Below are 24431 nucleotides of genomic sequence, written 5' to 3'. Positions count from 1 at the left end.
CGTCGTCGTGGGGAGGGGTGGACCGTAGTGTAGCGAAGGGGGGCGGCGCCGGATCAAGCCATGCGCCGCACCTTTCGTCGCATTGTCAGATGCCGGGTTGCGCCTTGCCTTCGCGCACGAAGGGGAACTTCACCACGCGCACCGGGACCTCGCGGCCGCGGATGTCCACGCGCACCGGCGCGTCGGCATCGAGCGGACCGGCGGGCACGCGCGCGAAGGCGATCGCCTTGCCGAGCGTGGGCGAGAACGTGCCGGAGAGAATCTCGCCCTCGCCGTTGGGCGTGAGCACCTTCTGCCCGTGGCGGAGCACGCCCTTCTCGTCCATCACCAGCCCGACCATCTGGCGCGGCACGCCGGCGGCCTTCTGTGCTTCGAGTGCGGCGCGGCCGGTGAATTCGCGGCCTTCGTCGAGCGAGACGGTCCATGCAAGGCCGGCTTCGAACGGCGAGACGGTGTCGTCCATGTCCTGGCCGTAGAGATTCATGCCGGCTTCCAGGCGCAGCGTGTCGCGCGCGCCGAGGCCGGCGGGTTTGACGCCCGCGGCGAGCAACGCATTCCAGAACGCGATCGCCTGCGCTTCGGGCACCAGGATTTCGTAACCGTCCTCGCCGGTGTAACCGGTGCGGGCGACGAACAGCGGTACGCCGTCCTTCGAAGTGGCCTCCGCGGCGGCGAAGCGCGTGAGCTTGGATACCTTCTCCACCGACGCGGCATCGAGCAGCGAGGCGACGCGTTCGCGCGCGGTCGGACCCTGCACGGCGAAGATGCCCAACTCGGGGCGCTCGACGACGTCCACGCCGAACTGCGTCGCCGCGGCATTGATCCACTGCAGGTCCTTCTCGCGCGTGGCGGCATTGACCACGAGGCGATAGAAGCCATCGCCCATCGCATAGATGATCAGGTCGTCGACCACGCCGCCCTGCGGGTTGAGCATCGCGGTGTACAGCGCCTTGCCCGGCGCCTTGAGCTTGTCGACCGAGTTGGCGACCAGCTTGCGCAGGAAGTCGCGCACGCGCGCGCCGCGCAGGTCCACCACCGTCATGTGCGAGACGTCGAACATGCCCGCGTCGTTGCGCACCAGGTGGTGCTCGTCGACCTGCGAGCCATAGTGCAAGGGCATGTCCCACCCGCCGAAGTCGACCATCTTGGCGCCGAGCGAACGGTGGGTGTCGTTGAGGATCGTCTTCTGCGTCATGCGGGCTGCCGTGGGGTCGGGAGCCCGCGATTATCGCATCGCTCGCAGGCTCAGCCGGCCACGTCGACCCGCAACGTCATGCCTTCGGCCGACAGCACGCGCACCGGCGTGCCCGCCGGGAGATCCGGGCCGACCACGTCCCAGAACGCGTCGGCGATCTGCACGCGCCCCTGGCCGTTGACGATCGCGCGTTCCAGCGGCACCACGCGGCCGATCAGCGCGGCCGTGCGGCGGTTGAGGATGGGGTCGCCGCCGGCCAGCACGCGCTTGCCGCGGGAGAACCGCCGCCACGCGAGGATCGACACGATGCCCAGCACGGCGAACAGGCAGGCCTGCGCAAGCACCGACACGCCGGGCACCAGCAGCACCACGAGGAAGACCGCCGTCGCCGCGAAGCCGAGCCACAACAGGAAGGCGCCCGGCGCGAGCACCTCGGCCACGAACAGCAGCAGCGCGATCGCCGCCCAGACGAAGACGTCGGTACGCATGGTCAGCCCCCGGCGCGCGGCGCGGGCGTGGCCGGCGCGACCACGCGCGCGGTGCCCTGGCGCTCGAGCGCCTGCTTCGCCAGTTCGGCGATGCCGCCGAGCGAGCCGAGCACGCCCGAGGATTCCATCGGCATCAGCACGAACTTCTGGTTCGGCGCCTCGGCGAGCGACTTGAACGCCTCGATGTACTTCTGCGCGACGAAGTAATTGATCGCGTTGACGTTGCCGCCCGCGATCGCGTCCGACACCATCTGCGTGGCCTTCGCCTCGGCTTCGGCCAGGCGCTCGCGCGCTTCGGCCTGGCGGAAGGCGGCTTCGCGCTGGCCTTCGGCTTCCAGGATCGCGGCCTGCTTCTCGCCTTCGGCGCGCAGGATGGCGGACGCGCGATGCCCCTCGGCTTCCAGGATGTTGGCGCGCTTCTCGCGCTCGGCCTTCATCTGGCGCGCCATCGAATCGATCAGGTCGCGCGGCGGCTGGATGTCCTTCAACTCGATGCGATTGACCTTCAGCCCCCACGGATGGGTGGCCGCGTCCACCGCGACGAGCACCTTGGCGTTGATCTCGTCGCGCTTGGACAGCGACTCGTCCAGGTCCATCGAACCGATCGACGTACGGATGTTGGTCATCACCAGGTTGAGGATGGCGATCTCCAGCTGCGCGACTTCGTAGGCGGCCTTGGCCGCGTCGAGCACCTGGAAGAAGACGATGCCGTCGACCTTCACCACGGCGTTGTCCTTGGTGATCACGTCCTGGCTCGGCACGTCCATCACCTGTTCCATCATGTTGATCTTGCGGCCGATGCCCTGGTAGATCGGCACGAGGAAGTGCAGGCCCGGCGAGAGGGTGTGGGTGTAGCGGCCGAAGGCCTCGACCGTCCACTCGTAGCCCTGCGGCACCATCCGCACGGCCTTCATCACGATCACCAGGCCGAAGAAGACTACGACCGCGCTCAACATCCAGTTCAACGACATCGCCGCACCCCCGCTACTTGTCTGAACGGAGTATAGGGTCGGTGGGAACACAAGCGGCTGCGACGCTTTCGCCCTCCCCGGCATCCACTGTCTTCGAATGACCCTCGCCCCTCCGACCGCCGCCCCACGTTCGAGTTTCGCCATCGACGTGCCCGACGCCCTGCTGGCCCGCGCGCGCGCCGGCGACCGGGCGGCGTTCGAACAGCTCTACCGTTGGTTCGAGCGGCCGGTGTTCACCCTGGCGCTGCGGATCGGCGGCGACCGGGAGGAGGCGCGCGACGTGCTGCAGGACACGATGCTCAAGGTGCTCGGCCGGATCGGCGAGTTCCGTGGTGGCGGCAGTCCCTTCTGGGGGTGGCTGCGGCAGATCGCGGTCAACGAAGCATTGATGCGCCTGCGCCGCGACAAGCGTTTGGCGCAGGAGATCGGCGTGGACGACACGGGCGTGTTCGCCGAAGACGATGCACCGCTTCCCCCCGCGGCCGCCGATGCAGCGCTGGTGCAGCGCGCGCTCGCCGGCCTGCCGGCATCGACGCGCAGCGTGTTGTGGCTCTACCACGCCGAGGGTTACACGCACGAGGAAATCGCCACGTTGATGCAACGCACCGCCAGCTTTTCCAAATCGCAACTCGCGCGCGGGACCCGGAAGCTCCGCGCCGCACTGTCCATCCAGGAGGACGTCCATGCGTGACGCCACCCGACATCCCGCCGGCCCCGCGCCGGACTCGTGGGCGCAGGCCTTCAACGCCCTGCCGCTCGAACGCCCGCAGGCCGATGCGTGGGCCGACATCGCCGCGCGCCTGCCCGTGCGCAAGCGCGCGCGTTGGCCCGCGCGCCTGGCCATCGCCGCGACGCTCGCACTTGCGGTGATCGTGCCGCTGCGCATGTTGCCGACCTCGAAACAAACCGCATCGCCGCCGGCGCCGGTCGTCGCCGCGACGACGCAACCGGAGACGGCCGACGCACTGGAAACGCTGTACGCCGAATCCGCCCAGCTCGAAGGTTTGCTTGCGCTTGCGCGCGACGATTCGGTGGGCAGCGGCGCGGCGGTGGAAGTCGGCGCGAACCTCGATGCCGAACTCGCCCGCATCGACGCCGCGCTGCGCCAACCCAACCTCGGCCGCGACGGGCAACTCGCCCTCTGGCGCGCACGCGTCGACACGCTGCGCTCGGCCGTGAGCTTCGAATCCACGCGACGCTGGATGGCCGTGCACGGGCAGGGCTACGACGGCGCGCTCGTCCGCGTCGATTGAAGCGCGCCTGCGACGCTCGGCCCCCGCACCGCATCCCTGTCATCGGAACCACACCATCACCGCCATCGAGGACCGCATGAAACTTTTCCGTCCCACGCCCTTGCTCGGCGCCTGCATCGCACTCGCGCTCGCCGCCAGTGCCGCGGCGCAGACACCCAAGACCAAGGTCCGCACCGCCGATGCCCCGACGCAGGCGCAGCTCGACGCCGCGCAGGCCGACCTGGAACGCGCCGCCCGGCGCCTGGCCGAACTGCAGGGCAAGCTCGGCGAGCAGGCCGCGCCCGATGTGCACATCTTCGAACGCCGCATGATGAAAAGGCCGGTGATCGGCGTCGTCCTCGCGCCCGACGCGCAGGCCGGCGTGCGCGTGGCCGGCGTCACGCCCGACAGCGGCGCGGCGAAGGCGGGCCTGAAGGCCGGCGATCGCATCACCGCCGTCGGCGGCACGCAGGTGCTCGGCAGCAACGGCGACCTGCGCCTGGACAATGCCCGCAAATTGTTCGTCGGCATGGACGAGGGCAAGCCGATCCGCATCGACTACGTGCGCGCGGGCAAGGCCGCGAGCGCGAACGTCACCGCGTCGCTCGACCAGGATGTGTTCTGGGTGGGCGGGCCGGACGTGGGCCCGCAGTTGCGTCGCATCGACGTCGACGTGCCGGGCGTGGGCGACGACGTGCGCCAGGAAGTGATCCGCATCGGACCGCGCGGCGACTGCAAGGGCAAGGACTGCAAGGTGCCGATGCTCGCCGAAGCCTTCCGCTGGAACGGGTTGAACCTGGCGTCGGTCGGCGGCGGTCTCGGCCGTTACTTCGGAACCGACAAGGGCGTGCTCGTGCTGAGCGCAGGCCCCGACCTGGAAGGCCTGCAACCGGGCGACGTCATCCAGAAGATCGACGGCCGCGCGGTGAACTCGCCGCGCGAAGCGATGGAAGCGCTGCGCGCGAAGGAAGACAACGCCACGGCGCTGGTCGAATACCTGCGCGATCGCCGCGTCGCCAGCACGCGGGTGAAGGTGCCGGAGATCTCCCTGAAGTTCATGACCCCGCCGCCTCCTCCGCCGCCGCCGCCGCGCGCACCGAAGGCGCCGCTGCCGCCTCCGCCTCCGCCGCCGGCCGCCTTCATCGACGACGATGGTGCAGTGACGTTGTTGCAGACGCAGCAACTGGCCTTCATCGGCGACGACGGCAATGTCGAACTGGAGTTCGACACGCCGCCGGACAACGCGACCATCCTCCGCGACGTGCAGATCAAGACGAACTGACGCTCACGCGGTCGCGGCTTCGATCCGCGACCAGGTCGCATCATCGAAGCGCTCGGTCAATTCGAGCGCTTCGAGGTTCTGCACCAGTTGTTCCTTCTTCGTGGCGCCGAGCATCACCGTGGACACGTGCGGGTTGCGCAGGCACCAGGCCACCGCGAGCGGCGCGGGCGGCACCCCGAGTTCTTCGGCGATCCCGGTGAACTTGCGCGCGCGTTCGATGTGCCGCGCCTGCGGATCCTCCAGCAAGGCATCGCGCAGCCACGCGAAGCGTTCGTGCCCGAGGCGCGAATCCTGCGGCACGCCCGCGTTGTACTTGCCGGTGAGCAGGCCCGAGGCGAGCGGCGACCAGATCGTCAGGCCCAGGCCGTATTCCGAATACAGCGGCGCGTATTCCAGTTCCACGCGCTCGCGATGGAACAGGTTGTACTGCGGCTGCTCCATCGTCGGCGCGACCAGGTTGTGTGCACGCGCGACCTTGTGCGCTTCGCGGATCGCATGCGCCGGCCATTCCGACGTACCCCAGTAGAGCACCTTGCCCTGGCGTACCAGCGTGTCCATCGCCCACACCGTTTCGGCGACCGGCACGTCCGGATCGGGGCGATGGCAGAAATACAGGTCGAGGTAATCCACGCGCAGGCGCTTGAGCGCGGCGTCGCACGCATCGTGCACATGCTTGCGCGACAGGCCGCGCTGCGTCGGCCGCGGATGGTCCACCGCGCCGAAGTACACCTTGCTCGAGACGCACCAACTGTCGCGCGGCAGGCGCAGGTCGGCGAGCACGTCGCCCATCACGCGCTCGGCTTCGCCGTTGGCATAGGTCTCGGCGTTGTCGAAGAAGTTGATGCCGTGGTCCCACGCCGCGGCGATGAGTTCGCGCGCTTCGCCGCGGCCCAACTGGTTGCCGAAGGTCACCCAGGCACCGAAGGACAAGGCAGAGATCGGAAGGCCGGAAGCACCGAGGCGGCGGTAACGCATGCGAGGTTCCTTGGTTTGCCGAGCGCGTTTCGCGCGGACGGGCCGCCGAGGATACTCCCGGCGCAGGCGGCCCCGGCGCGCACCGGCCGTGGTCGCGTTATCCTCCGGGCGGGGAACATCAGGGGTGCGGGATGCGTTCGACAACCGCCGGTCGCCATTACACCGAAATCCTGCAGGCACTGGTCACGCGTCCGGACGAGGTGATGCTCGAGGTCGGCGCGAGCGGTGAATTGCTCGTCGCGCGCCTGCGCGTGGTGGTCGCCGCGATGCTCCTGCTCCTCCCGCTGGCGAACGCGGCGACCGGCGGCCAATTCAGCGAAACGCTCATCGGCCTGGCCGGCGCGGTGTTCGTGAACGTGTTCGCGCAGGTGTGGCTCGCGCTGGCGCGGCATGGCCGGCGCTTCCGCTGGCTACCCTTCGCCTCGGGCGCATTCGACGTATCGGCGACCACGCTGGTCCTGGTGATCCTCGCCTGGAACCACCTGCCCTCCGGCGTCAACAGCATGATCGTGTGGTGCGGCTACCTGCTCGCGATCACGCTCACGGCCCTGCGCAACGACGGGCGCGTGACGATGTTCGTCGGCGGGCTGGCGATCGTGGAGTACGCGATCCTGACGATGGCCGTGTTCGCGATCGCCACGCCCGACCAGTTGATCTCCAGCGATTACGGCACGGTCACCGTCGGCGGGCAGTTGCAGCGCCTGGTGTTGCTGGCGGCGTTCACGCTGATCACCGCGGTGGTCGTCTATCGCATGCAGCGCCTGGTGGAGATGTCGGGCACCGACGGTTTGACCGAGCTGCCCAATCGCACGTGGCTGGTGCATCGCTTTCCGCGCCTGCTCGATGCCGCGCGCCGCGACGGCGTGAGCCTGTGCGTGGCGCTGATCGACCTGGACCACTTCAAGCGCATCAACGACGAGATCGGGCACCACGCGGGGGATCGCGCGCTGATGCATGTCGTCGATCTGGTGCGCGACTCGCTGGAAGACGGCGAGTGGCTCGCACGCCTGGGCGGCGAGGAATTCGTGCTGATCCTGCGCAAGCCGCTGGGCACGGCGTGGGAGCGGGTCGACGGACTGCGGCGCACCTTGTTCTCGCGCCGCTTCGTGCCCGACCCCGGCGCAGACCCCTTGCTGCTCACCTTCAGCGCCGGCGTCGCGAGCTTTCCACATGAAGCCACCGACCTTTCCGGCCTGCTCAAACGCGCGGACCTGCGGCTGAATTCGGCGAAGGCCGCCGGCCGCAATCGCGTGCTCGCGCGCGATGCCTGATACATGAACAGGGCTTCGTGCGCGGTCGGTTGCCGCTGGGGGCACCCTCGACTAATGTGCGCGGTCGGCCGCTGAGGCCCTGGGGGATTTCTCGATGGATGCATTGGCCCGGATCGGCTTCGGCCTGTTCGGCCTGGCGGTGCTGATCGGCATCGCATGGCTGTTCTCGAACAACAAGAAAGCGGTCGACTGGCGCCTGGTGGCGACCGGCGTGACGCTGCAGATCGGCTTCGCCGCGCTGGTGCTGCTGGTGCCGGGCGCACGCAATGTCTTCCAGTCGCTCGGCGACGGATTCGTCGCGATCCTGGCCTTCGTCGGCGAGGGTTCGAAGTTCATCTTCGGCTCGCTGATGGACGTGAACAAGTTCGGTTTCATCTTCGCCTTCCAGGTGTTGCCGACGATCATCTTCTTCGCCTCGCTGATGGGCGTGCTGTATCACCTGGGCGTGATGCAGGCGGTCGTGCGCGCGATGGCCTGGGGCATCACCAAGGTGATGCGCGTGTCGGGCGCCGAGACCACGTCGGTTTGCGCGAGCGTGTTCATCGGCCAGACCGAGGCGCCGCTCACCGTGCGCCCGTACATCCCGCGCATGACCGAGTCGGAACTGATCACGATGATGATCGGCGGCATGGCGCACATCGCCGGCGGCGTGCTCGCCGCGTACGTGGGCATGCTCGGCGGCGGCGATCCGGTGCAGGGCGCGTTCTACGCCAAGCATCTGTTGGCGGCATCGATCATGGCCGCGCCGGCGACGCTCGTCGTCGCCAAGATCCTGATTCCCGAAACCGGCACGCCGCTCACGCGCGGCACGGTGAAGATGGAAGTGGAGAAGACCGCGAGCAACGTCATCGACGCCGCGGCCGCGGGCGCCGGCGACGGCCTGCGCCTGGCGCTGAACATCGGCGCGATGCTGCTGGCCTTCATCGCGCTGATCGCGTTGATCAACTGGCCGTTGACGTGGGTCGGCCATGCGACGGGACTGGATGTCGCGCTCGGCCATCCGACCGACGTCGCCTCGATCCTCGGTTATGTCATGGCGCCGATCGCATGGGTGATCGGCGTGCCGTGGCAGGACGCGACGACGGTGGGTTCGCTCATCGGCCAGAAGATCGTGATCAATGAATTCGTCGCCTACCTGCAGCTGGCCGACATCGTGAACGGCAAGGTCGCGGGCGTGGCGCTGAGCGAACAGGGCAAGTTGATCGCGACCTACGCGCTGTGCGGCTTCGCGAACTTCTCCTCGATCGCGATCCAGATCGGCGGCATCGGCGGGCTTGCGCCGGAACGTCGTGGCGACCTGGCGCGCTTCGGTTTGCGCGCGGTGCTCGGCGGTTCGATCGCGACCTTCATGACCGCGACCATCGCGGGCGTGCTGACGTATCTGGGAAGCTGATCGTGCGCGTCGTCGTCGTTGGCTCGTTCAACGTCGACCATGTCTGGCGTTGCGACGTACTGCCCCACGCCGGCGAAACGCGCGTCGGCAGCTACGCGACCGGCCCCGGCGGCAAGGGGTTCAACCAGGCGGTGGCCTGCGCACGCGCAGGGGCATCCACGACCTTCGTCTGCGCGCTCGGCGAGGATGTCGGCGCGCAATCGGCGCGCGCGCTGGCGGCGGCGGACAACATCGCGCTCGTCGATCAAACCAGCGCGCACCCGACCGGCACCGCCGGCATCTACGTCGATGCGCAAGGGCGCAATTCGATCGTGATCGGCGCGGGCGCGAACGCGGACCTGCGCGGCGATTTCGTCGACGCGCGACGCGACGCGTTCGCACCCGCGGGCGTCGTGCTCGTGCAACGCGAATCGCCGGAGGATGCGGTGTCGGCCGCGTTGCGCATCGGGCGCGCGGTCGGCGCGACGACGGTGTTCAATCCGGCGCCGGCGAATGCGGACGTCGGCGGCCAAACCCTCGCGCTCGCCGACCTCCTCACGCCCAACGAAACCGAGTTCGCGGCCTTGCTTGCGCGCCATTGCGACGTGGCGGCCAAGCCCGACGCGATCGTTTCGACCGACGATGCGACCCTGCACGGATATTGCCGCCAGTTGCTGCCGCGCGGCACGGTCGTGGTGACGCTCGGCGCGGCCGGTGCGTTCGTGTCGCATGCCGGAGATGTGCTGCGCGGCGATGCATCGGCTGCGTATCGCGTGCCGGCCTTTCCCGCCGTCGCGATCGACACCACGGGCGCCGGCGACGCTTTCAATGGCGCGCTGGCCGCTTCGCTCGCACAACGCGATGCGCCCTTCGCGGAACATGTGCGCTTCGCCGCGCGCTACGCGGCGAAGTCGACCGAACGCGAAGGCGCCGCCGCGGCGATGCCGCGGCTTGCGGTCTTCAACGGGCCATGAAGGCTTCGATTTCGTCGGCGTCTCGCACCAGGGCGTCGGTCAGGATGCGGTGACCTTCGTTGGTGATCACGATGTCGTCTTCGGTGCGGATGCCGATGCCGCGCCACTTCGCAGGCACCGTCTTGTCCTCGGGCGCCACGTACAGGCCGGGCTCGATCGTGAACACCATGCCCGGCTCGAGCAGGCGCGATTCGCCGTCGATCCGGTATTCGCCGACATCGTGCACGTCCAGGCCGAGCCAGTGGCCCGTCTTGTGCCGATAGAACCTGCGATACGCCCCATCGGCGATCGCTTTTTCCAGGCGGCCCTTCAACAACCCCAGGCGCAGCAATCCCTCGGTGAGCGTTTCGACCGCGGCCTGGTGCCCCGCGTCGTATGAAACGCCGGGCCGCGCCTTCGCCAGGGCCGCGCGTTGCGCTGCGCCGACCAGATCGTGCAGCGCGCGCTGTTCCTTCGAGAAGCGCCCGTCGATGGGAAACGTACGAGTGATGTCGGCGGCGTAGTTGCGGTATTCGGCGCCCGCGTCGATCAACACCAGGTCGCCCGCGCGCGCGGTGGCGTTGTTGGCGCGGTAATGCAGCACGCAGGCGTTGGCACCTGCGCCGACGATGCTGCCGTAAGCAGTCTCGGCATCGTTGGCGCGGAACACGCGTTCGAGCTCGGCCTGCAGTTCGAATTCGCGCACGCCTGCGCGCGCCATGCGCATGGCCGCCTCGTGCGCGGCGACGCTGATGTCGGCGGCGCGCTGCATCAACTTGATTTCGTCGTTCGATTTGAACAACCGCATCTCGTCGAGCAAATGGCCGAGCGCGAGGAATTCATGCGGCGGTTGCGCCCCCGTGCGCGCCTGCGCACGCACGCGGTTGAGCCAGCCGATCAGCTTGAGGTCGAACTCCGCGTCGCGCCCGAAGTGGTAGTACACGCGCGAGCGGCCTTCGAGCAGGCCGGGGAGGATTTCGTCGAGGTCGGCGATCGGATACGCATCGTCCATGCCGAAGGCATCGACCGCGCCTTCCTGGCCGGCGCGCGGGCCGTCCCAGGCTTCGCGGTCGGGATCGCGCTCGCGGCAGAACAGGATCGTCTCGCCGTGCGCGCGCCCGGGGACCAGGACGAGCACCGCTTCGGGTTCGGGAAAACCGGTGAGATACCAGAAGTCCGAATCCTGCCGATACGGGTAATGCGTGTCGCGGCTGCGCACGCGCTCGGGCGCGGCGGGCAGGACGAGGATCGCGTCGTCGCCGGCCATGCGCATGAGTTGCTTGCGCCGCCGTGCGTAGGCGGTGCCCGGAAGGTTGAGCGGGCGTTGCGGTCCGGCGGCGCGCATCAGTTGAATTGCTTGCGATGGCGCGGCGCGAGGACGCAATCGCCATGCAGCAACAGCGAGGCGACGCGGACGAACTCCTCGATCTCGGTCAGTGCGTCTTCGTCGTCTTCGTCGCCGTCGTCCTGCGGCGTGGCCGCGGCGAGCCGGGCCAGGTCGGCCAGCGCTTCGCTGCCCTCTTCCGACAGCGGCGGGTTTTCGCCGGCGGCCAGGCCGAAGCCCCCGAGGAAGCCGCGACACCAGTCGAACAAGGCGCCGCTGCGTTCGCCCAGGCTGGCGTCGGCTTCGGGAAGCAGCAGTTCGAAGGAGAAGCCGCGATCTTCGAGTTGGCCGGCGCTCGCCACGCGCAATGTGTCCAGCGCGTTGCCCGGCGGGTTTTGCGGCAGCGCGTCATCGGCCATCACGCGGGCCAGCCAGTCCGGCGTGTCGTCCCCTCCGGCGGCGAACCAGCCGATCAGGGACCCGTGCAATTCCGCGGGCGTGACACCCAGGCGCTGGGCGGCGATGGCATCGTGGACGGCGGACCAACTCGGCAAGGCGACATCGGACACTGCGGGGCTCCTTCGCGCAGGGCGCCAGTGTACCGCTTGGTTTGCGCCGCGGCGGCCGTTGGCCGCACACTGCGGCGAAGCCACCGGGATGCGGAGCCCGTGCGCCTGCAGATCCTTCGTTCGTCCGCCCGCGCCGGGGAGCGCGTCGCGGTTGTGTTGTTCACCCTCGCGCTGGCGCTGATCCTGCCGGCGAGCATGTCGTGGGCGGCCACGCGCGATTTCCACTTCCGCAACCTGGGCAGCGAACACGGCCTGGCCCAGAACACCGTCACGGCGTTCGCGCAGGATGCCGAAGGCTTCGTCTGGGTCGGCACGCAAGGCGGCCTGCATCGTTACGACGGCCAGCGCTATCACCTCTTCCGCCACGACCCGCGCGATCCGGCATCCCTGCCCGACAGCTATGTCACCGCGCTCGCGGTCGAAGGGCGCGATGCGATGTGGGTGGGCACGTACTCGGAATTCCTCGCACGGCTCGACCTGCACGACGGGCAGATCAAGCGCTTCGCGGTCGACGGCGGCACCGCGCTGCCGGGCTCGCCGCGCAAGCAGGTGCTCGCGATCCTGCCGGTCGATGGAAAGCTGTGGGTCGGCACGCAGGGCGGGCTGCTGCGCTTCGATCCGAAGACCGGCCGCAGCACCGACCTGCTGACGCTGGATCCGCGCATCGTCGCGCCTTCGCCGTGGCAAGCGCTGCTGCGCGATCGCGACGGGGCGGTGTGGTTCGGCAGCGCCGGCGGGCTGTATCGCTTCGGCCCCGGCGGCGGCGCCGAACGCATCGATGCAGCCACGGTGCGTTCGATCGCGTTCGATCGCGATGGCCGCCTGTGGGTCGGTCGCCCCGACGGCCTGTTCCGCCTGCGCGACGACGGCCGCGCGCTGATGCGCGTGTGGCCCGGCGCGGAGGGAGAAACGAGCACCGACGTGCACGCGATCGTGCAGGCGCCCGATCGCCGCCTGTGGATCGCGGTGTTCGGCGATGGCGTGCGCCGTCTGGACACCGACGGGAACCACGTCGAAGCGCTGCGCGAAAACTGGATGCAGGGCGCGCTGCCCGAAAGCGCGATCGGCAAGCTGATGATCGATCGCGGTGGCGCGCTGTGGGTGGGCGGGCAATTCCGCGGGCCCTCCGTGACCGATCCGCTCGGCACGCGCTTCCGTTATCTGGCCGGCGGCGAGCCGCGCAACTTCGCGTCAGGCGTGGCGGGCAACAGCGTGCGCTCGCTCGTGGAGGACGATGCGCGCCAGTGGTGGTTCGGCACCGACAACGGCGAGTTGTATCGCGCCGATGCGCAGGGCAATGGGCTCGCGCCGGTCGAAGGATTCGCCGAGGCATTCCCCGAGCCGGGCTTGCTGCTGCGCACGATGGGCTTCGCGCGCGGCGATGCGGGCAAGCTCTGGATGGCCACCACGCGCGGCCTGGGCCTGGTCGACACGCAGGCCGGCACGATCTCCGCCGTTCCGCTGGCGGGCTTTCCCGGCGTGCAGCTGCGCAGCGTCGCGCGCGACGACGACGGCACCCTGTGGCTGGGTTCGCAATTGCGCGGCGTGTTGCACTTCGATCCGGGCACCGGGCACGTGCGCGCGTACACGGCGGCCGGCAATTCGCCCGAGCCTTCGACCGTGCATGCGGTGACGATCGACCGAAACCACCGCGTGTGGGCCGGTTCGAGCGATGGCCTGGAATTGCTCGAACCCGCCGCCGGCCGCATGCGCGTGTTCCGCCACGCACCCGACGCACCGCACAGCCTCGCCGGCAATCTCGTGCGCGCGGTGCTCGAAGCCTCCGACGGCACGATCTGGGTGGGCACGCATTCGGGCCTGAGCCGCGTCGTCGAAAAGGGCAACGACATTCTGTTCGACCATCCGCTCGACGCCGCGCTCGGCTCGCGCCCGGTGCCGGTCGTGTTCTCGATCGCCGAATCGCCGCAGGGCCTGTTGTGGCTCGGCACCGACGCGGGCCTGATGCGCTTTGATCCCGCGCACGGCACGGTGCGCGCCTTCGGCATGGCCGATGGCTTGCAGGACCTGGAATTCAACGGCGGCGCGGCCTTGAAGTTGCGCGACGGGCGCCTGCTGTTCGGTGGCGTGCGCGGGCTCAACGTGTTCGATCCGCGCATGGTGCACGACAGCGCGTACATGCCGCCCGTGCGTTTGCTGACCGCGCGTTTCGGTGCGGCGGGCGTGACCGACGAGGACCTGGTGTGGCAGGCCACGCGCATCGACGTACCGCCGAATGCCGGCATGCTGCGCTTGCGCGTGGGCGCGCTGGACTTCGCCGACGGCGGCAACATCCGCTATCGCTACAAGCTCGAAGGCTTCGACACCGACTGGATCGACAACGGCGCGATCCCCGAAGTCACCTACACGCGCGTGCCGCCGGGCGATTACGCATTCCTCGCGCAGGCGACCAACCGCGATGGCGTGTGGAACACGCAGATGCTGCGGCTGCCGGTGCACGTGGCGCCGCCGGCGTGGCGCCATCCGCTCGCGCTGCTGGCCTATCTCATCGCGGGCCTGCTGCTGATCGGTTCGATCGCGTGGCTGATCGTGCAGCGTCGTCGACGCGAGAAGGAATATTTCGCGCAGATCCGCGATCGAGAGGAACGCCTGCAACTCGCGCTGTGGGCCTCGGGCGAGATGTTCTGGGACTACGACCTGGCGCGCCGCGAGATGCGCAGCATGCGCACGGCCGAAGGCGAAGACGCGCGTCGCGGCATCGCGGTGCAGACCGATGTCGACCAGCGCCACGAAATCCACGCCGACGACCTGCCGCGCGTACTCGAACGCCTGAAGGACCACGTCCGCGGGAAGACGTCGCTGTTCCTCTCCGAACATCGCGTGCGCGGACCGAACGGCGCGTGGACCTGGGTGCGCGCGCGTGGCCGCGTGGTCGAAAAGGACGCCGATGGCCGCGCCCTGCGCGTGGCCGGCACCGCGCGCGACATCACCGCCGGTCGCACCGCCGAGCGCGAGCGCCGCATCGCGAGCGAAGTGCTGCGCAGCATGTCCGAAGCGGTGGCCGTGCTCGATCGCGATTTCCAGTTCGTGTCGGTCAACCCCGCTTTCAGCCGCATCAGCGGATACAGCGATTCGGAAGTCATCGGGCGTTCGGCGAACCTGCTCGACAGCGCGCAACACGACCCGGACTTCTATCGCCAGACGCGCGCGGAAGTGGAACGCAATGGCCGCTGGAGCGGCGAGATGTGGCAGCAACGCAAGGACGGCGAAGAATTCCTGTGCTGGATCGAAAGCAGCGCGGTGCTCGATGCCGGCGGCCAGCGCAGCCATTACGTCGCGGTGTTCACCGACATCACCGACAAGAAGCGCGCCGAACAGGAACTGCGGTACCTCGCCAATTACGACACGCTGACCAGCCTGCCCAATCGCGCGTTGCTGTCCGAGCGCCTGTCGCGCGCGATCGTGCGCGCGCGTCGCCAGGAAAGCCGCATCGCGGTGTTGTTCCTCGACCTGGACCGGTTCAAGGACATCAACGATTCGCTCGGCCACGCCGCCGGCGACCGCATCCTGCGCGCCACCGCCGCGCGTTTGCAGCAGACGGTGGGGCCGCAGCACACGGTCGCGCGCCTGGGCGGCGACGAGTTCACCGTCGTGCTGGAAAACATCGACACGCCGGAGGAAGCGGAGAAGATCGCGCGCGAGATCATCACCGCGTTCGAAGCGCCGCTGGACATCGACGAAACGCAGGACGTCGCGATCACCCCGTCGATCGGCATCAGCCTGTATCCCGACAACGCGGCGGTGCCCACCGACCTGCTCAAGCACGCCGACACCGCGATGTACCAGGCCAAGGCCGCGGGGCGCCGCATCTACATGCGCTACACCGAGTCGATGGAGATCGCGATCCGCCGCCGCGCGACGATTTCCGCCGCGCTGCGCAAGGTGCTCGATCGCAACGAGTTGCGCCTGGTGTTCCAGCCCAAGCTGTCGCTGCCGCAGGCGCGCATCACCGGCGTGGAAGCGCTGCTGCGCTGGACGAGCCCGGAGTACGGCGAAATCCCGCCGGCGCAGTTCATCCCGCTGGCCGAGGAAAGCGGGCTGATCCTGGAGATCGGCGAATGGGCCTTGCGCGAAGCCTGCCAGACGCTCAAGCGCTGGCGCGCGCATGGCCTGGACCGCCTGACGATGGCGGTGAATGTTTCGGCGCTGCAACTGTTGCGCGGCGACCTGCCGGCGGTGGTCTCGCGCGTGCTGGAAGACACCGGCGTGCCGGCCGAGTACCTGGAACTGGAGCTCACCGAGAGCGTCGTGATGTCCAACGCCGCGCAGACCGCGGTGACCCTGCAGGCGATCCGCGAACTGGGCGTGCAGCTGGCGGTCGACGATTTCGGGACCGGCTACTCCTCGCTGGCCTACCTCAAGCGCCTGCCCATCACCACGCTGAAGATCGACAAGGAATTCATCGGCGACCTCACCCGCGACGCCGACGACGAGGCGATCACCAGCACGGTCATCTCGATGGCGCACTCGCTGGGCCTGAACGTGGTCGCCGAGGGCGTGGAGGAGGAAGCGCAGGTCAGCTTCCTCCGCGCGCACCGGTGCGACGAGATCCAGGGCTACTGGCTCTCGCCGCCGCTGGACGCGCACCGCTGCCTGGGGCTGATCCGTACCTGGTCGCCCGACTTCGACGCTGCCGTGCTGCCGTGAAGGGCGCTGCCCCGAACGTGCGCCTTGACCACCCCCCGCACGCTGCCTAACCTCAGGCAATGGACACGGCCGACACCCTCGCTCAGCTTCAGGCCCTGGCCGCGCGCATCGACCAGCTCGCCGCCCTCGCGCAGCGGCTGACCGAGGAAAACCGCAGCTTGCGCGCGCAGCAGGAACAACTGTCCGGCGAACGCGCGCAGTTGCTCGCGAAGAACGAGCAGGCGCGCTCGCGCGTGGAAGCGATGATCACGCGATTGAAGTCGCTGGAGCAGCACACGTGAGCAAGGTCAGCGAGCCGGTCACCATCCGCGTCCTGGATCGCGAGTACACCGTAGGCGTGGAGCCCGACGAACGCGACAGCCTGGTGGCGGCCGCGAAGTTGCTCGACGCCAAGATGCGCGAGATCCGCGGCAGCAACCGCATGGCCGGGGTGGACCGCATCGCGGTGCTCGCCGCGCTCAACCTCGCGCACGAATTGCAGCAAGTGCGCGGCGACAGCGAACGACTCGACCGCGAAGTGTCGAAGACGGTCGGCGCGTTGCAACGCCGCCTCGACGATCTGTTCGATACGCCACCGGCCTGACCTGCACGACGCGCAGGCCCGATGTCGAGACGGCGTGCACGGAATTCCAAAACGCATCGCGTCCACACCTGAATCCACGCCATGTTTCGACCGACGAACGGACTTTCGCGTTTCGACCGCGGCGCTATACTTCGCCTCGCGTCCTCTGCTGTGTCGACGGCGCGCGCAAACATTCACCTTGTCCCTTTAAGACGACACCGGGGATGTAGCGGAGACCGGGTGTGCAAGTCCGCCATGAGCGGGAAGCCCGAAGGTCGCCAAACGTTCCCACTTGAACCTCGGGTTCAAGGTCGTTTCGCGCGCATCTTCACGGCGGAGGATGTTCTTTTTCCATGACGTTCTCGCGCGACACGCTCCGCAGGGAACTCCGCGCGAAGCGTCGCGCGATTCCCGCGCCTGCGCGGATCGCCGCAGCCGACGCGCTCGCCCATCGCCTGCTTTCGCTTCCCTTCGCACCCGTCTCCGGCCATGTCGCCGGTTATTGGGCCATGGACGGCGAAATCGCGTTGTCGTCCTGGCAACTGCGCCTGCCGCGCGGTTGCACGTATTGCCTGCCGGTGCTGCACGAAGACGGCCTGCTGCGCTTCGCGCCATGGCGCGGCGGTGCGGCGCTGGTGTCGAACAAGCACGGCATTCCCGAACCCGACGTCCCGCATTCGGCCTTGTTGCCGGCGCACGCGATGGCCTTCGTCGTCGTGCCGCTCGTGGCGTTCGACGCGCACGGGCATCGCCTGGGCATGGGAGGCGGCTGGTACGATCGCACCTTCGCATTCCGCCGCGACCACGCCGCGCTGCCGCACCTGGTGGGCGCTGCGTTCGCCGCGCAGCAGGTCGAAACCGTGTCGCCGCAACCCTGGGACATGCCGCTCGATGCGCTGTGCAGCGAAACCGACACGCATCTCTTCGATCCGGTGCCTGCCCCATGAGCCCCCCGCGCCGCTATTGGTTGATGAAGACCGAGCCCGACACGTTCTCGATCGACGATCTGGAACGCGTGGGCGTCGAACCCTGGAACGGCGTGCGCAACTACCAGGCGCGCAACCACATGCGCGCGATGCAGCCGGGCGATGGCGTGTTCCTCTACCACTCCAGTTGCGCGGTGCCGGGCATCGCGGGCCTGGCGAAGGTGGCGAGCGCGGCGTATCCGGACCCGACGCAGTTCGACAAGAAGTCCGAGTACTACGATCCCAAGAGCACGCGCGAAGAACCGCGTTGGTCGCTCGTGGACGTGGCGTTCGAGCGCAAGTTGGCGCAGGTGATCACGCTCGAGGACATCAAGGCGCATGCCGATGCACTCGGCGAGGATTTCGCGCTCGTGCGCCGCGGCAACCGTTTGTCCGTGCTGCCGGTGACCGCCGCGCAGTGGAAACAACTTCTGAAACTGGAACAACGATGAGCGAAGCAAAGCGACTCGCGGGCGAAAAGGCGATCGAGTACGTGCAGGACGGGATGATCGTCGGCGTGGGCACGGGGTCGACCGTCGCCTTCTTCATCGACGCGCTCGCGCGCATCAAGGACCGGATCGCGGGCACGGTGTCGAGCTCGGAACAGAGCACGCAACGCCTGCGCGCGCACGGGATCGAAGTGCTCGACCTCAATGCGACCGGCCCCTTGTCGCTGTACGTGGACGGCGCCGACGAATGCGACACGCACAAGCGCCTGATCAAGGGCGGCGGCGCGGCGCTCACGCGCGAGAAGATCATCGCCGAGGCGAGCGAGAAGTTCGTCTGCATCATCGATCCGGCCAAGCGCGTCGATGTGCTCGGCAAGTTTCCGTTGCCGGTCGAGGTGATCCCGATGGCGCGCAGCCTGGTCGCGCGCGAGATCCTCAAGCGCACCGGCGGCCAGCCGGTGTGGCGCGATGGCGTCACCACCGACAACGGGAACGTCGTGCTCGACGTGCATGGGCTCTCGATCGTCGACCCGGTGGGCCTGGAGCGCGAGTTGAACCAGATCCCCGGCGTGGTGGCGGTGGGCCTGTTCGCGCGGCGCCCGGCGGACGTGGTGATCGTGGGTGGAGAGCCGCCGATCCTGCTGTGAGGTTTTGTTAACTCGTTGATTTCATAGCGGAACAGCCGTTGCCACGGCCGCTTCCACTTCCCGTCGCCGGTGTTAGTATTGCTACTAACCATGCGACGTTTCTCTCTCTTCCACAGTCTTTCGCCTTCGCCTGATCGGGGCTTTCGCGCATGAGCGCGGTCGTCGCCCTCGATGGCCTGCTGGCCGCGCGGCGTGTCTGGCGCGGGCAACCCGCGACGCAGGCGCCGGTGGATGCGATCGCCACCGGATGGGCCGCGCTCGATGCGGTGTTGCCCGGCGGCGGTTGGCCGGCGGCGGCGCTCAGCGAAATCCTCCTGCCCGCCGACGGCGTCGGCGAACTGCGCCTGGTGTGGCCCGCGCTCGCGCGCTTGGGCCAGGGCAACGGCAGTGTCATCGCGCTCGTCGCGCCGCCGTATCGCGCCCATGCACCGGCGTGGCAGGCGGCGGGTTTGCGCCACGAGGCCTTGCAGGTCATCGACGCCAATCCGCGCGATGCGTTGTGGGCCGCCGAACAATGCCTGCGCTCGGGTGCGTGCGCGGCGGTGTTGTGCTGGCCGCAGAAAGCCGACGACCGCGCATTGCGACGCTTGCAGGTGGCCGCCGAAACCGGACGCACGCCGGGCTTCGCGTTTCGCGACGCGCATGCCGCGCTGAATCCTTCGCCCGCGCCGCTGCGCATCGCGATCGAAACCGCGCCGCATCGCCTGCGCGTGCTGAAGTGCCGCGGCGCGTTGGTGCCGCCTTCGCCGCTGCCCTTCCCCGCGACGTCGACGGCGGGATGAGGCCGGGCCATGCAGTGGGCGTGCGTATTGTTGCCGCAACTGGCGATGGACGGTGTCCTTCGCAGGATCCAGACGCCCGATGCGGCGGCGATCGCGCTCGTCGAAGGGCCGGCGCAGAAGCGCACGCTGCATTCGGTGACGCCGGCGGCGCGCATGCTCGGTTTGCGCCCCGGTTTGTCGCTCGCCGCGGCGCAGGCGCTGAGCACGCATTTCCAGGCGGTCGATCACGATCCCGATGCGGTCGAACGCGAGCGCGATTTGCTCGCGGCGTGGGCGTACCGCTTCAGTTCGCAGGTGAGCACGGACCTGCCGCACGCGTTGCTGCTCGAAGTCGGGCATAGCCTGCGTTTGTTCGGGCCGTGGCCGCGACTGGAAGCGCGCATGCGCGAAGAGTTGCGCGCACTCGGTTTCCGGCATCGCATCGTCGCCGCGCCCAATCCGCATGCGGCGCGCGTGTTGGCGAACGTCCACGACGGGCTTGCGATCGACGAACACACATTGGGCAATGCGCTCGGGCAACTGCCGATCGAACGCAGCGGCTTGCCGCAGCCGGTGGCCTTCGCACTTTCGCGCATGGGCCTGCGCGAATTGCGGCAAGTATTCGCCTTGCCGCGCGATGCGCTCGCGCGTCGCTTCCCCCGCGCGGTGCTCGAACATCTGGATGCGCTGCGCGGCGACCGCATCGCACCGCTGCATTGCTACCTGCCGCCGGATCGGTTCGAAGGCCGCATCGAATTCGAAACCGATGTCGAATCCAGCCAGGCCTTGTTGTTTCCGTTGCGGCGGCTGGCGCAGGATCTGTCGGCGTTCCTCGCCGGGCGCGATGGCGGTGTGCAACGTTACACGCTGGTGCTCGAGCACGAACGCTGCGAGGACAGCACGGTGCCCGTCGGCCTGCTCACGCCGCAACGCGAGGCGAACATGTTGTTCGAACTCGGACGCGGGCGCCTGGAACAGGCGCGTTTGCCTGCGCCGGTGCGTGGGTTCCGGCTCGTGGCGGACGAGTTGCCGCCGTTCGTGCCCGCGGCGCCGGATTTGTTCGAAACGCGCGCGCAACAGGATGTGCCGTGGCCGCAATTGCGCGAACGTTTGCGCGCACGCCTGGGCGACGAGGCCGTGCACGGGATCGGCCATGCGCCGGAACATCGGCCGGAACGACACACGATGGCGGGCAAGCCGGTGCCGGATGCGCGTCCGCGTCCCGGTTGGTTGCTGCCGCACGCGGTGCCGTTGCGCGATCACGCGCTGTGCGTGCTCGCCGGCCCCGAACGCATCGAAAGCGGCTGGTGGGATGGCGGCGATGTCCGCCGCGATTACTACCTCGTGGAAACCTCGCTCGGGCAACGCGCCTGGGCGTTCTGCGCCGCGGGCGAACCGGTGGATCCGGGTCCCGCGCCTTCGCACCTGATGCTGCATGGATGGTTCGCATGAGCCGCCTGCCGGCCTATGCGGAGTTGCACTGCCTGTCGAACTTCAGCTTCCAGCGCGGTGCATCGAGCGCGCGGGAGTTGTTCGATCGTGCAAAGCAGCAAGGCTATGCCGCGCTTGCGATCACCGACGAGTGCACGCTGGCCGGCATCGTGCGGGCGCTCGAAGCGTCCGAAGCGACGGGCGTTGCGTTGATCGTCGGCAGTGAGATGCAGGTCGAAGATGGACCGAAGTGCGTGTTGCTGGTGGAAACGCAGGCGGGCTATCGGCGTTTGTGCGAGTTGATCACCGCCGCGCGCCGGCGTTCCGACAAGGGCGCGTACCGGTTGCTGCGTACCGATTTCGACGCCGCGCCGCTCGATGGATTGCTGGCGTTGTGGGTGCCGCGGCTCGATGGCCGCGAGGCCGAGGACGCCGCGTGGTTGCGGGCGCGGTTTCCCGATCGCGCGTGGCTGGCGGTGCATCTGCATCGCGGGCCGGACGATGCAGGGCGGCTGGAGGCGTTGCGCGCGCTGTCGGAGGCGACGGCCTTGCCGATGGTCGCGTGCGGCGATGTCCACATGCACGTGCGCGGCCGGCGCGCATTGCAGGACACGATGACGGCGATCCGCCTGCACACCACGCTCGCGCAGGCCGGACGCGCGTTGTTTCCCAATGGCGAGCGCCATCTGCGCACGCGGCAGGCGCTCGGCGCGATCCATCCGCCGGAACTGCTCGCGCAGGCGGTTGTCGTCGCGCAGCGCTGCACCTTCAACCTGCGGCAACTGGCGTACACGTATCCGCACGAACTCGTGCCCGCGGGCAAGACGGCGCGCGAATGGTTGCGCGAGCTCGTCGAAGACGGCATCCAGACGCGATGGGCGAAGGCCAATTCGACCGAACACGAACGCGCCAAGGCGCGCGAGTTGATCGAGAAGGAACTGACGATCATCGGGCGGCTCGGATACGAGTCGTACTTCCTCACCGTGCACGACATTGTGCGCTTCGCGCGCAGCCGCGACATCCTGTGCCAGGGGCGCGGGTCGGCGGCCAATTCCGCGGTGTGTTACGCGCTCGGCATCACCGAGCTGCAGCCGGGCGTGATGGAGATGTTGTTCGAGCGTTTCGTGTCGGAGGAGCGCAACGAGCCGCCGGACATCGACGTCGACTTCGAACACGAGCGCCGCGAGGAAGTGCTGCAGTACGTGTTCGAACGTTACGGCCGCGGGCGTGCGGCGCTGGCGGCGGTGGTGATCCGCTATCGCGGGCGCAGCGCGGTGCGCGACGTGGCGCGCGTGCTCGGCCTGCCGCCGGACCAGGTCGACGAGATCGCCAAGACGATGGATCGCTGGAACAGCGACGTACCGATGCCCGATCACCTGCGCGACCACGGGTTCGATCCGGAATCGCCGCTGTTGCGGCGCGTGCTGGCGATCGCCGGCGATTTGCTGGGGTTCCCGCGGCATCTGTCGCAGCATCCGGGCGGATTCGTGATTTCCGAACATCCCTTGTCGACGCTCGTGCCGGTCGAAAACGCGGCGATGGACGATCGCACGGTCATCCAGTGGGACAAGGACGACCTGGACGTGATGAAGCTGCTGAAGGTCGATTGCCTCGCGCTCGGCATGCTCACGTGCGTGCACAAGACCTTCGACCTGCTGCGCGCAAGCGGGCGGCGCGACATCGGGCTCGACGATATTCCGCAGGGCGATGAAGCGACGTACGCGATGATCCGCAAGGCCGATACGGTCGGGACGTTCCAGATCGAATCGCGCGCGCAGATGGCGATGCTGCCGCGGCTGAAGCCGCGCGTGTTCTACGACCTGGTGGTGCAGGTCGCCATCGTGCGGCCCGGGCCCATCCAGGGCGACATGGTGCATCCCTATCTGCGCCGGCGGAACGGCGAGGAACCGGTGACGTATCCGTCGGAGGCCTTGCGCGAAGTGTTCAGGCGCACGCTCGGCGTACCGCTGTTCCAGGAACAGGTGATGCAGCTGGCGATCGTCGCGGCCGATTACACGCCCGGCGAAGCCGACCAGTTGCGTCGATCGATGGCCGCGTGGAAGCGTTACGGCGGCATGGAACATCATCGGCAGAAGATCATCGCCGGCATGTTGCGCAACGGCTACACCAGCGCGTTCGCCGAGCAGATCTTCGAGCAGATCAAGGGTTTCGGCAGTTACGGTTTCCCGGAATCGCATGCGGCGAGTTTTGCGTTGATCGCGTATTCGAGTTCATGGCTGAAGTGCCACGAACCGGCGGCCTTCGCCGCGGCCCTGATCAATTCGCAGCCGATGGGGTTCTACGCGCCGAGCCAGATCGTGCAGGACGTGCGGCGCCACAACGTGATCGTGCGGCCGGTCGACGTGCGTTACAGCGATTGGGATTGCACGCTCGAACCCTTGGGCGAGGCGGCGTCGCAGCCTGCGTTGCGGCTGGGGATGCGCATGGTGGATGGATTCCGCCAGGCCGATGCGGAGCGGATCACCGCGGCACGGGCAGCGGCGGCATTCGCGGACGTCACCGATCTGTGCGTGCGCGGCGAACTCGATGCGCGTGCGCGCGGTTTGCTTGCCGACGCCGGTGCCTTGCGGGCGCTGGCGGGACATCGCCACAAGGCGCGTTGGGCGGCGGCGGGCGTGGAGGCGCAACGCCCCTTGTTCGATTCGATCGGCGCGACCCCGGAAAGGACGGTGGCACTGCCGCTTCCCACCGCCGACGAGGAAATGCGGACCGACTACGCAATGACGGGGCTGACGCTCGGCAAACATCCCCTGCAGTTGTTGCGATCCAAATTGCGAGCACGGCGTTTCCGGCCCTCCTCCGAGTTACGCGCGATGCCGCACGGCCGGAATGTTTCCTTCGCGGGTTTGGTCACCTTGCGCCAACGCCCGGAAACCGCGAGCGGCGTGACGTTCCTGACGCTCGAAGACGAGGACGGCTTGGTCAATGTCGTGGTTTGGCGACAGATCGCCGATGCACAACGGCGGCCGTTGCTGGAGTCGCGCTTGCTCGCGGTCGAAGGACGCCTGGAATCGAAGGACGGCGTGCAGCACCTGATCGCGAAGCGGTTGACGAACCTGGCGACATTGCTCGGGCCGCTGGATGCGACGTCGCGGGACTTCCGGTAACTCGCGGAAAACCCGGAGGAAGTTACTACGCGCATGTTTGCTTCGCCCAAAGAAAAACCCCGCCATTGCTGGCGGGGTTTGGGTATAAGGCCCTGGCGATGACCTACTCTTGCATGCGGATGCACACTACCATCGGCGCGGCTGCGTTTCACTTCCGAGTTCGGAATGGGATCGGGTGGTGCCACAGCGCT

At 68.4% G+C, this 24431-nt stretch carries 21 protein-coding genes, 1 rRNA gene and 1 other RNA gene; 16 read left to right on the top strand and 7 right to left on the bottom strand.

Annotation, left to right across the window (positions count from 1 at the left end):
• Positions 1-85 precede the first annotated feature (85 nt).
• Genes gcvT through AB4059_RS15405 form a run of 3 tightly spaced genes read right to left on the bottom strand, consistent with a single transcriptional unit; the run spans position 86 to position 2654 of the window.
• Positions 86-1195 (bottom strand): glycine cleavage system aminomethyltransferase GcvT, encoded by a 1110-nt coding sequence (gene gcvT / locus AB4059_RS15415; RefSeq protein WP_498980099.1) that lies wholly within the window; start codon positions 1193-1195, stop codon positions 86-88.
• A gap of 50 nt (positions 1196-1245) precedes the next feature.
• On the bottom strand, positions 1246-1683 hold the full coding sequence (locus tag AB4059_RS15410) for an NfeD family protein (protein ID WP_498961206.1): 438 nt from the start codon (positions 1681-1683) through the stop codon (positions 1246-1248).
• Between the two features lie 2 nt (positions 1684-1685).
• Positions 1686-2654 (bottom strand): SPFH domain-containing protein, encoded by a 969-nt coding sequence (locus AB4059_RS15405; RefSeq protein WP_498961208.1) that lies wholly within the window; start codon positions 2652-2654, stop codon positions 1686-1688.
• A gap of 97 nt (positions 2655-2751) precedes the next feature.
• On the opposite strand from AB4059_RS15405, the gene AB4059_RS15400 reads away from it, so the two are divergent.
• From AB4059_RS15400 to AB4059_RS15390, 3 genes are all read left to right on the top strand, one after another.
• The gene (locus AB4059_RS15400; RefSeq protein WP_498980097.1) at positions 2752-3345 is read left to right on the top strand and encodes an RNA polymerase sigma factor; all 594 of its coding nucleotides are present in this window, start codon (positions 2752-2754) and stop codon (positions 3343-3345) included.
• A complete protein-coding gene (locus tag AB4059_RS15395) occupies positions 3338-3907 on the top strand; it encodes a hypothetical protein (RefSeq protein ID WP_498980096.1) in 570 nt (189 codons plus the stop codon). Before AB4059_RS15400 ends, AB4059_RS15395 begins: the two co-directional genes overlap by 8 nt.
• A 76-nt stretch (positions 3908-3983) precedes the next feature.
• On the top strand, positions 3984-5168 hold the full coding sequence (locus tag AB4059_RS15390) for a PDZ domain-containing protein (protein WP_498980094.1): 1185 nt from the start codon (positions 3984-3986) through the stop codon (positions 5166-5168).
• Between the two features lie 3 nt (positions 5169-5171).
• On the opposite strand, the gene AB4059_RS15385 is transcribed toward AB4059_RS15390, so the two are convergent.
• Positions 5172-6143: a potassium channel beta subunit family protein gene (locus AB4059_RS15385; RefSeq protein WP_498980093.1), complete on the bottom strand. Its 972-nt coding sequence runs from the start codon at positions 6141-6143 to the stop codon at positions 5172-5174.
• A gap of 131 nt (positions 6144-6274) precedes the next feature.
• On the opposite strand from AB4059_RS15385, the gene AB4059_RS15380 reads away from it, so the two are divergent.
• The 3 genes from AB4059_RS15380 to AB4059_RS15370 all read left to right on the top strand — a co-directional run bounded on the left by AB4059_RS15380 (position 6275) and on the right by AB4059_RS15370 (position 9760).
• On the top strand, positions 6275-7414 hold the full coding sequence (locus AB4059_RS15380) for a GGDEF domain-containing protein (protein ID WP_498980092.1): 1140 nt from the start codon (positions 6275-6277) through the stop codon (positions 7412-7414).
• A 94-nt stretch (positions 7415-7508) separates the two neighbouring features.
• Positions 7509-8807: a NupC/NupG family nucleoside CNT transporter gene (locus tag AB4059_RS15375; protein WP_498980090.1), complete on the top strand. Its 1299-nt coding sequence runs from the start codon at positions 7509-7511 to the stop codon at positions 8805-8807.
• Complete coding sequence (locus AB4059_RS15370) at positions 8807-9760, top strand: ribokinase (RefSeq protein WP_498980213.1); 954 nt, start codon at positions 8807-8809, stop codon at positions 9758-9760. The genes AB4059_RS15375 and AB4059_RS15370 overlap by 1 nt, the downstream gene beginning before the upstream one ends.
• Here the strand turns inward: AB4059_RS15370 and AB4059_RS15365 are convergent.
• Positions 9747-11084: an aminopeptidase P N-terminal domain-containing protein gene (locus AB4059_RS15365; RefSeq protein WP_498980088.1), complete on the bottom strand. Its 1338-nt coding sequence runs from the start codon at positions 11082-11084 to the stop codon at positions 9747-9749. The two genes, AB4059_RS15370 and AB4059_RS15365, sit on opposite strands and share 14 nt — an antisense overlap.
• Positions 11084-11632, bottom strand: coding sequence for a UPF0149 family protein (locus AB4059_RS15360; RefSeq protein WP_498980086.1), 549 nt, complete (start codon positions 11630-11632; stop codon positions 11084-11086). Before AB4059_RS15360 ends, AB4059_RS15365 begins: the two co-directional genes overlap by 1 nt.
• Before the next feature lie 99 nt (positions 11633-11731).
• Here AB4059_RS15360 and AB4059_RS15355 point away from each other — a divergent pair, with 99 nt between their 5' ends.
• From AB4059_RS15355 to AB4059_RS15310, 10 genes are all read left to right on the top strand, one after another.
• On the top strand, positions 11732-16297 hold the full coding sequence (locus AB4059_RS15355; RefSeq protein WP_498980084.1) for an EAL domain-containing protein: 4566 nt from the start codon (positions 11732-11734) through the stop codon (positions 16295-16297).
• A gap of 59 nt (positions 16298-16356) precedes the next feature.
• Positions 16357-16578 carry a TIGR02449 family protein gene (locus AB4059_RS15350; protein WP_498980082.1) on the top strand — a complete coding sequence of 74 codons (222 nt, stop codon included), beginning with the start codon at positions 16357-16359 and terminating at the stop codon, positions 16576-16578.
• Positions 16575-16880, top strand: a complete 306-nt coding sequence (locus AB4059_RS15345; RefSeq protein WP_498961230.1) for a cell division protein ZapA — start codon at positions 16575-16577, stop codon at positions 16878-16880. The genes AB4059_RS15350 and AB4059_RS15345 overlap by 4 nt, the downstream gene beginning before the upstream one ends.
• Before the next feature lie 139 nt (positions 16881-17019).
• Positions 17020-17203: non-coding RNA, 6S RNA (ssrS, locus tag AB4059_RS15340), on the top strand.
• Between the two features lie 9 nt (positions 17204-17212).
• On the top strand, positions 17213-17806 hold the full coding sequence (locus AB4059_RS15335; RefSeq protein WP_498961232.1) for a 5-formyltetrahydrofolate cyclo-ligase: 594 nt from the start codon (positions 17213-17215) through the stop codon (positions 17804-17806).
• The gene (locus AB4059_RS15330) at positions 17803-18276 is read left to right on the top strand and encodes an EVE domain-containing protein (protein WP_498980081.1); all 474 of its coding nucleotides are present in this window, start codon (positions 17803-17805) and stop codon (positions 18274-18276) included. Before AB4059_RS15335 ends, AB4059_RS15330 begins: the two co-directional genes overlap by 4 nt.
• Entirely contained in the window at positions 18273-18920 is a 648-nt protein-coding gene (gene rpiA, locus AB4059_RS15325; RefSeq protein ID WP_498961236.1) for a ribose-5-phosphate isomerase RpiA, read from the top strand. The genes AB4059_RS15330 and rpiA overlap by 4 nt, the downstream gene beginning before the upstream one ends.
• Before the next feature lie 149 nt (positions 18921-19069).
• The gene (imuA, locus tag AB4059_RS15320) at positions 19070-19702 is read left to right on the top strand and encodes a translesion DNA synthesis-associated protein ImuA (protein ID WP_498980079.1); all 633 of its coding nucleotides are present in this window, start codon (positions 19070-19072) and stop codon (positions 19700-19702) included.
• A 9-nt stretch (positions 19703-19711) separates the two neighbouring features.
• Positions 19712-21133, top strand: coding sequence for a Y-family DNA polymerase (locus AB4059_RS15315; protein WP_498980077.1), 1422 nt, complete (start codon positions 19712-19714; stop codon positions 21131-21133).
• A complete protein-coding gene (locus tag AB4059_RS15310; RefSeq protein WP_498980076.1) occupies positions 21121-24240 on the top strand; it encodes an error-prone DNA polymerase in 3120 nt (1039 codons plus the stop codon). The genes AB4059_RS15315 and AB4059_RS15310 overlap by 13 nt, the downstream gene beginning before the upstream one ends.
• Positions 24241-24330: 90 nt before the next feature.
• Here the strand turns inward: AB4059_RS15310 and rrf are convergent.
• Positions 24331-24431 (bottom strand): 5S ribosomal RNA (rrf, locus tag AB4059_RS15305); the annotation flags it as partial.

Source organism: Lysobacter sp. 2RAF19 (assembly GCF_052115395.1).
Taxonomy (GTDB): domain Bacteria; phylum Pseudomonadota; class Gammaproteobacteria; order Xanthomonadales; family Xanthomonadaceae; genus Noviluteimonas.
The sequence above is the reverse complement of the archived record's forward strand: the minus strand, read 5'-3'. Positions and strand labels throughout refer to the sequence as shown.

What these genes read in the sequence shown, in the direction of transcription:
- gcvT (WP_498980099.1), bottom strand. Translation starts at nt 1,195, where the DNA reads ATGACGCAGAAGACGATCCTCAACGACACCCACCGTTCGCTCGGCGCC.
- AB4059_RS15410 (WP_498961206.1), bottom strand. Translation starts at nt 1,683, where the DNA reads ATGCGTACCGACGTCTTCGTCTGGGCGGCGATCGCGCTGCTGCTGTTC.
- AB4059_RS15405 (WP_498961208.1), bottom strand. Translation starts at nt 2,654, where the DNA reads ATGTCGTTGAACTGGATGTTGAGCGCGGTCGTAGTCTTCTTCGGCCTG.
- AB4059_RS15400 (WP_498980097.1), top strand. Translation starts at nt 2,752, where the DNA reads ATGACCCTCGCCCCTCCGACCGCCGCCCCACGTTCGAGTTTCGCCATC.
- AB4059_RS15395 (WP_498980096.1), top strand. Translation starts at nt 3,338, where the DNA reads ATGCGTGACGCCACCCGACATCCCGCCGGCCCCGCGCCGGACTCGTGG.
- AB4059_RS15390 (WP_498980094.1), top strand. Translation starts at nt 3,984, where the DNA reads ATGAAACTTTTCCGTCCCACGCCCTTGCTCGGCGCCTGCATCGCACTC.
- AB4059_RS15385 (WP_498980093.1), bottom strand. Translation starts at nt 6,143, where the DNA reads ATGCGTTACCGCCGCCTCGGTGCTTCCGGCCTTCCGATCTCTGCCTTG.
- AB4059_RS15380 (WP_498980092.1), top strand. Translation starts at nt 6,275, where the DNA reads ATGCGTTCGACAACCGCCGGTCGCCATTACACCGAAATCCTGCAGGCA.
- AB4059_RS15375 (WP_498980090.1), top strand. Translation starts at nt 7,509, where the DNA reads ATGGATGCATTGGCCCGGATCGGCTTCGGCCTGTTCGGCCTGGCGGTG.
- AB4059_RS15365 (WP_498980088.1), bottom strand. Translation starts at nt 11,084, where the DNA reads ATGCGCGCCGCCGGACCGCAACGCCCGCTCAACCTTCCGGGCACCGCC.
- AB4059_RS15350 (WP_498980082.1), top strand. Translation starts at nt 16,357, where the DNA reads ATGGACACGGCCGACACCCTCGCTCAGCTTCAGGCCCTGGCCGCGCGC.
- AB4059_RS15335 (WP_498961232.1), top strand. Translation starts at nt 17,213, where the DNA reads ATGACGTTCTCGCGCGACACGCTCCGCAGGGAACTCCGCGCGAAGCGT.
- AB4059_RS15330 (WP_498980081.1), top strand. Translation starts at nt 17,803, where the DNA reads ATGAGCCCCCCGCGCCGCTATTGGTTGATGAAGACCGAGCCCGACACG.
- rpiA (WP_498961236.1), top strand. Translation starts at nt 18,273, where the DNA reads ATGAGCGAAGCAAAGCGACTCGCGGGCGAAAAGGCGATCGAGTACGTG.
- imuA (WP_498980079.1), top strand. Translation starts at nt 19,070, where the DNA reads ATGAGCGCGGTCGTCGCCCTCGATGGCCTGCTGGCCGCGCGGCGTGTC.
- AB4059_RS15315 (WP_498980077.1), top strand. Translation starts at nt 19,712, where the DNA reads ATGCAGTGGGCGTGCGTATTGTTGCCGCAACTGGCGATGGACGGTGTC.
- AB4059_RS15310 (WP_498980076.1), top strand. Translation starts at nt 21,121, where the DNA reads ATGGTTCGCATGAGCCGCCTGCCGGCCTATGCGGAGTTGCACTGCCTG.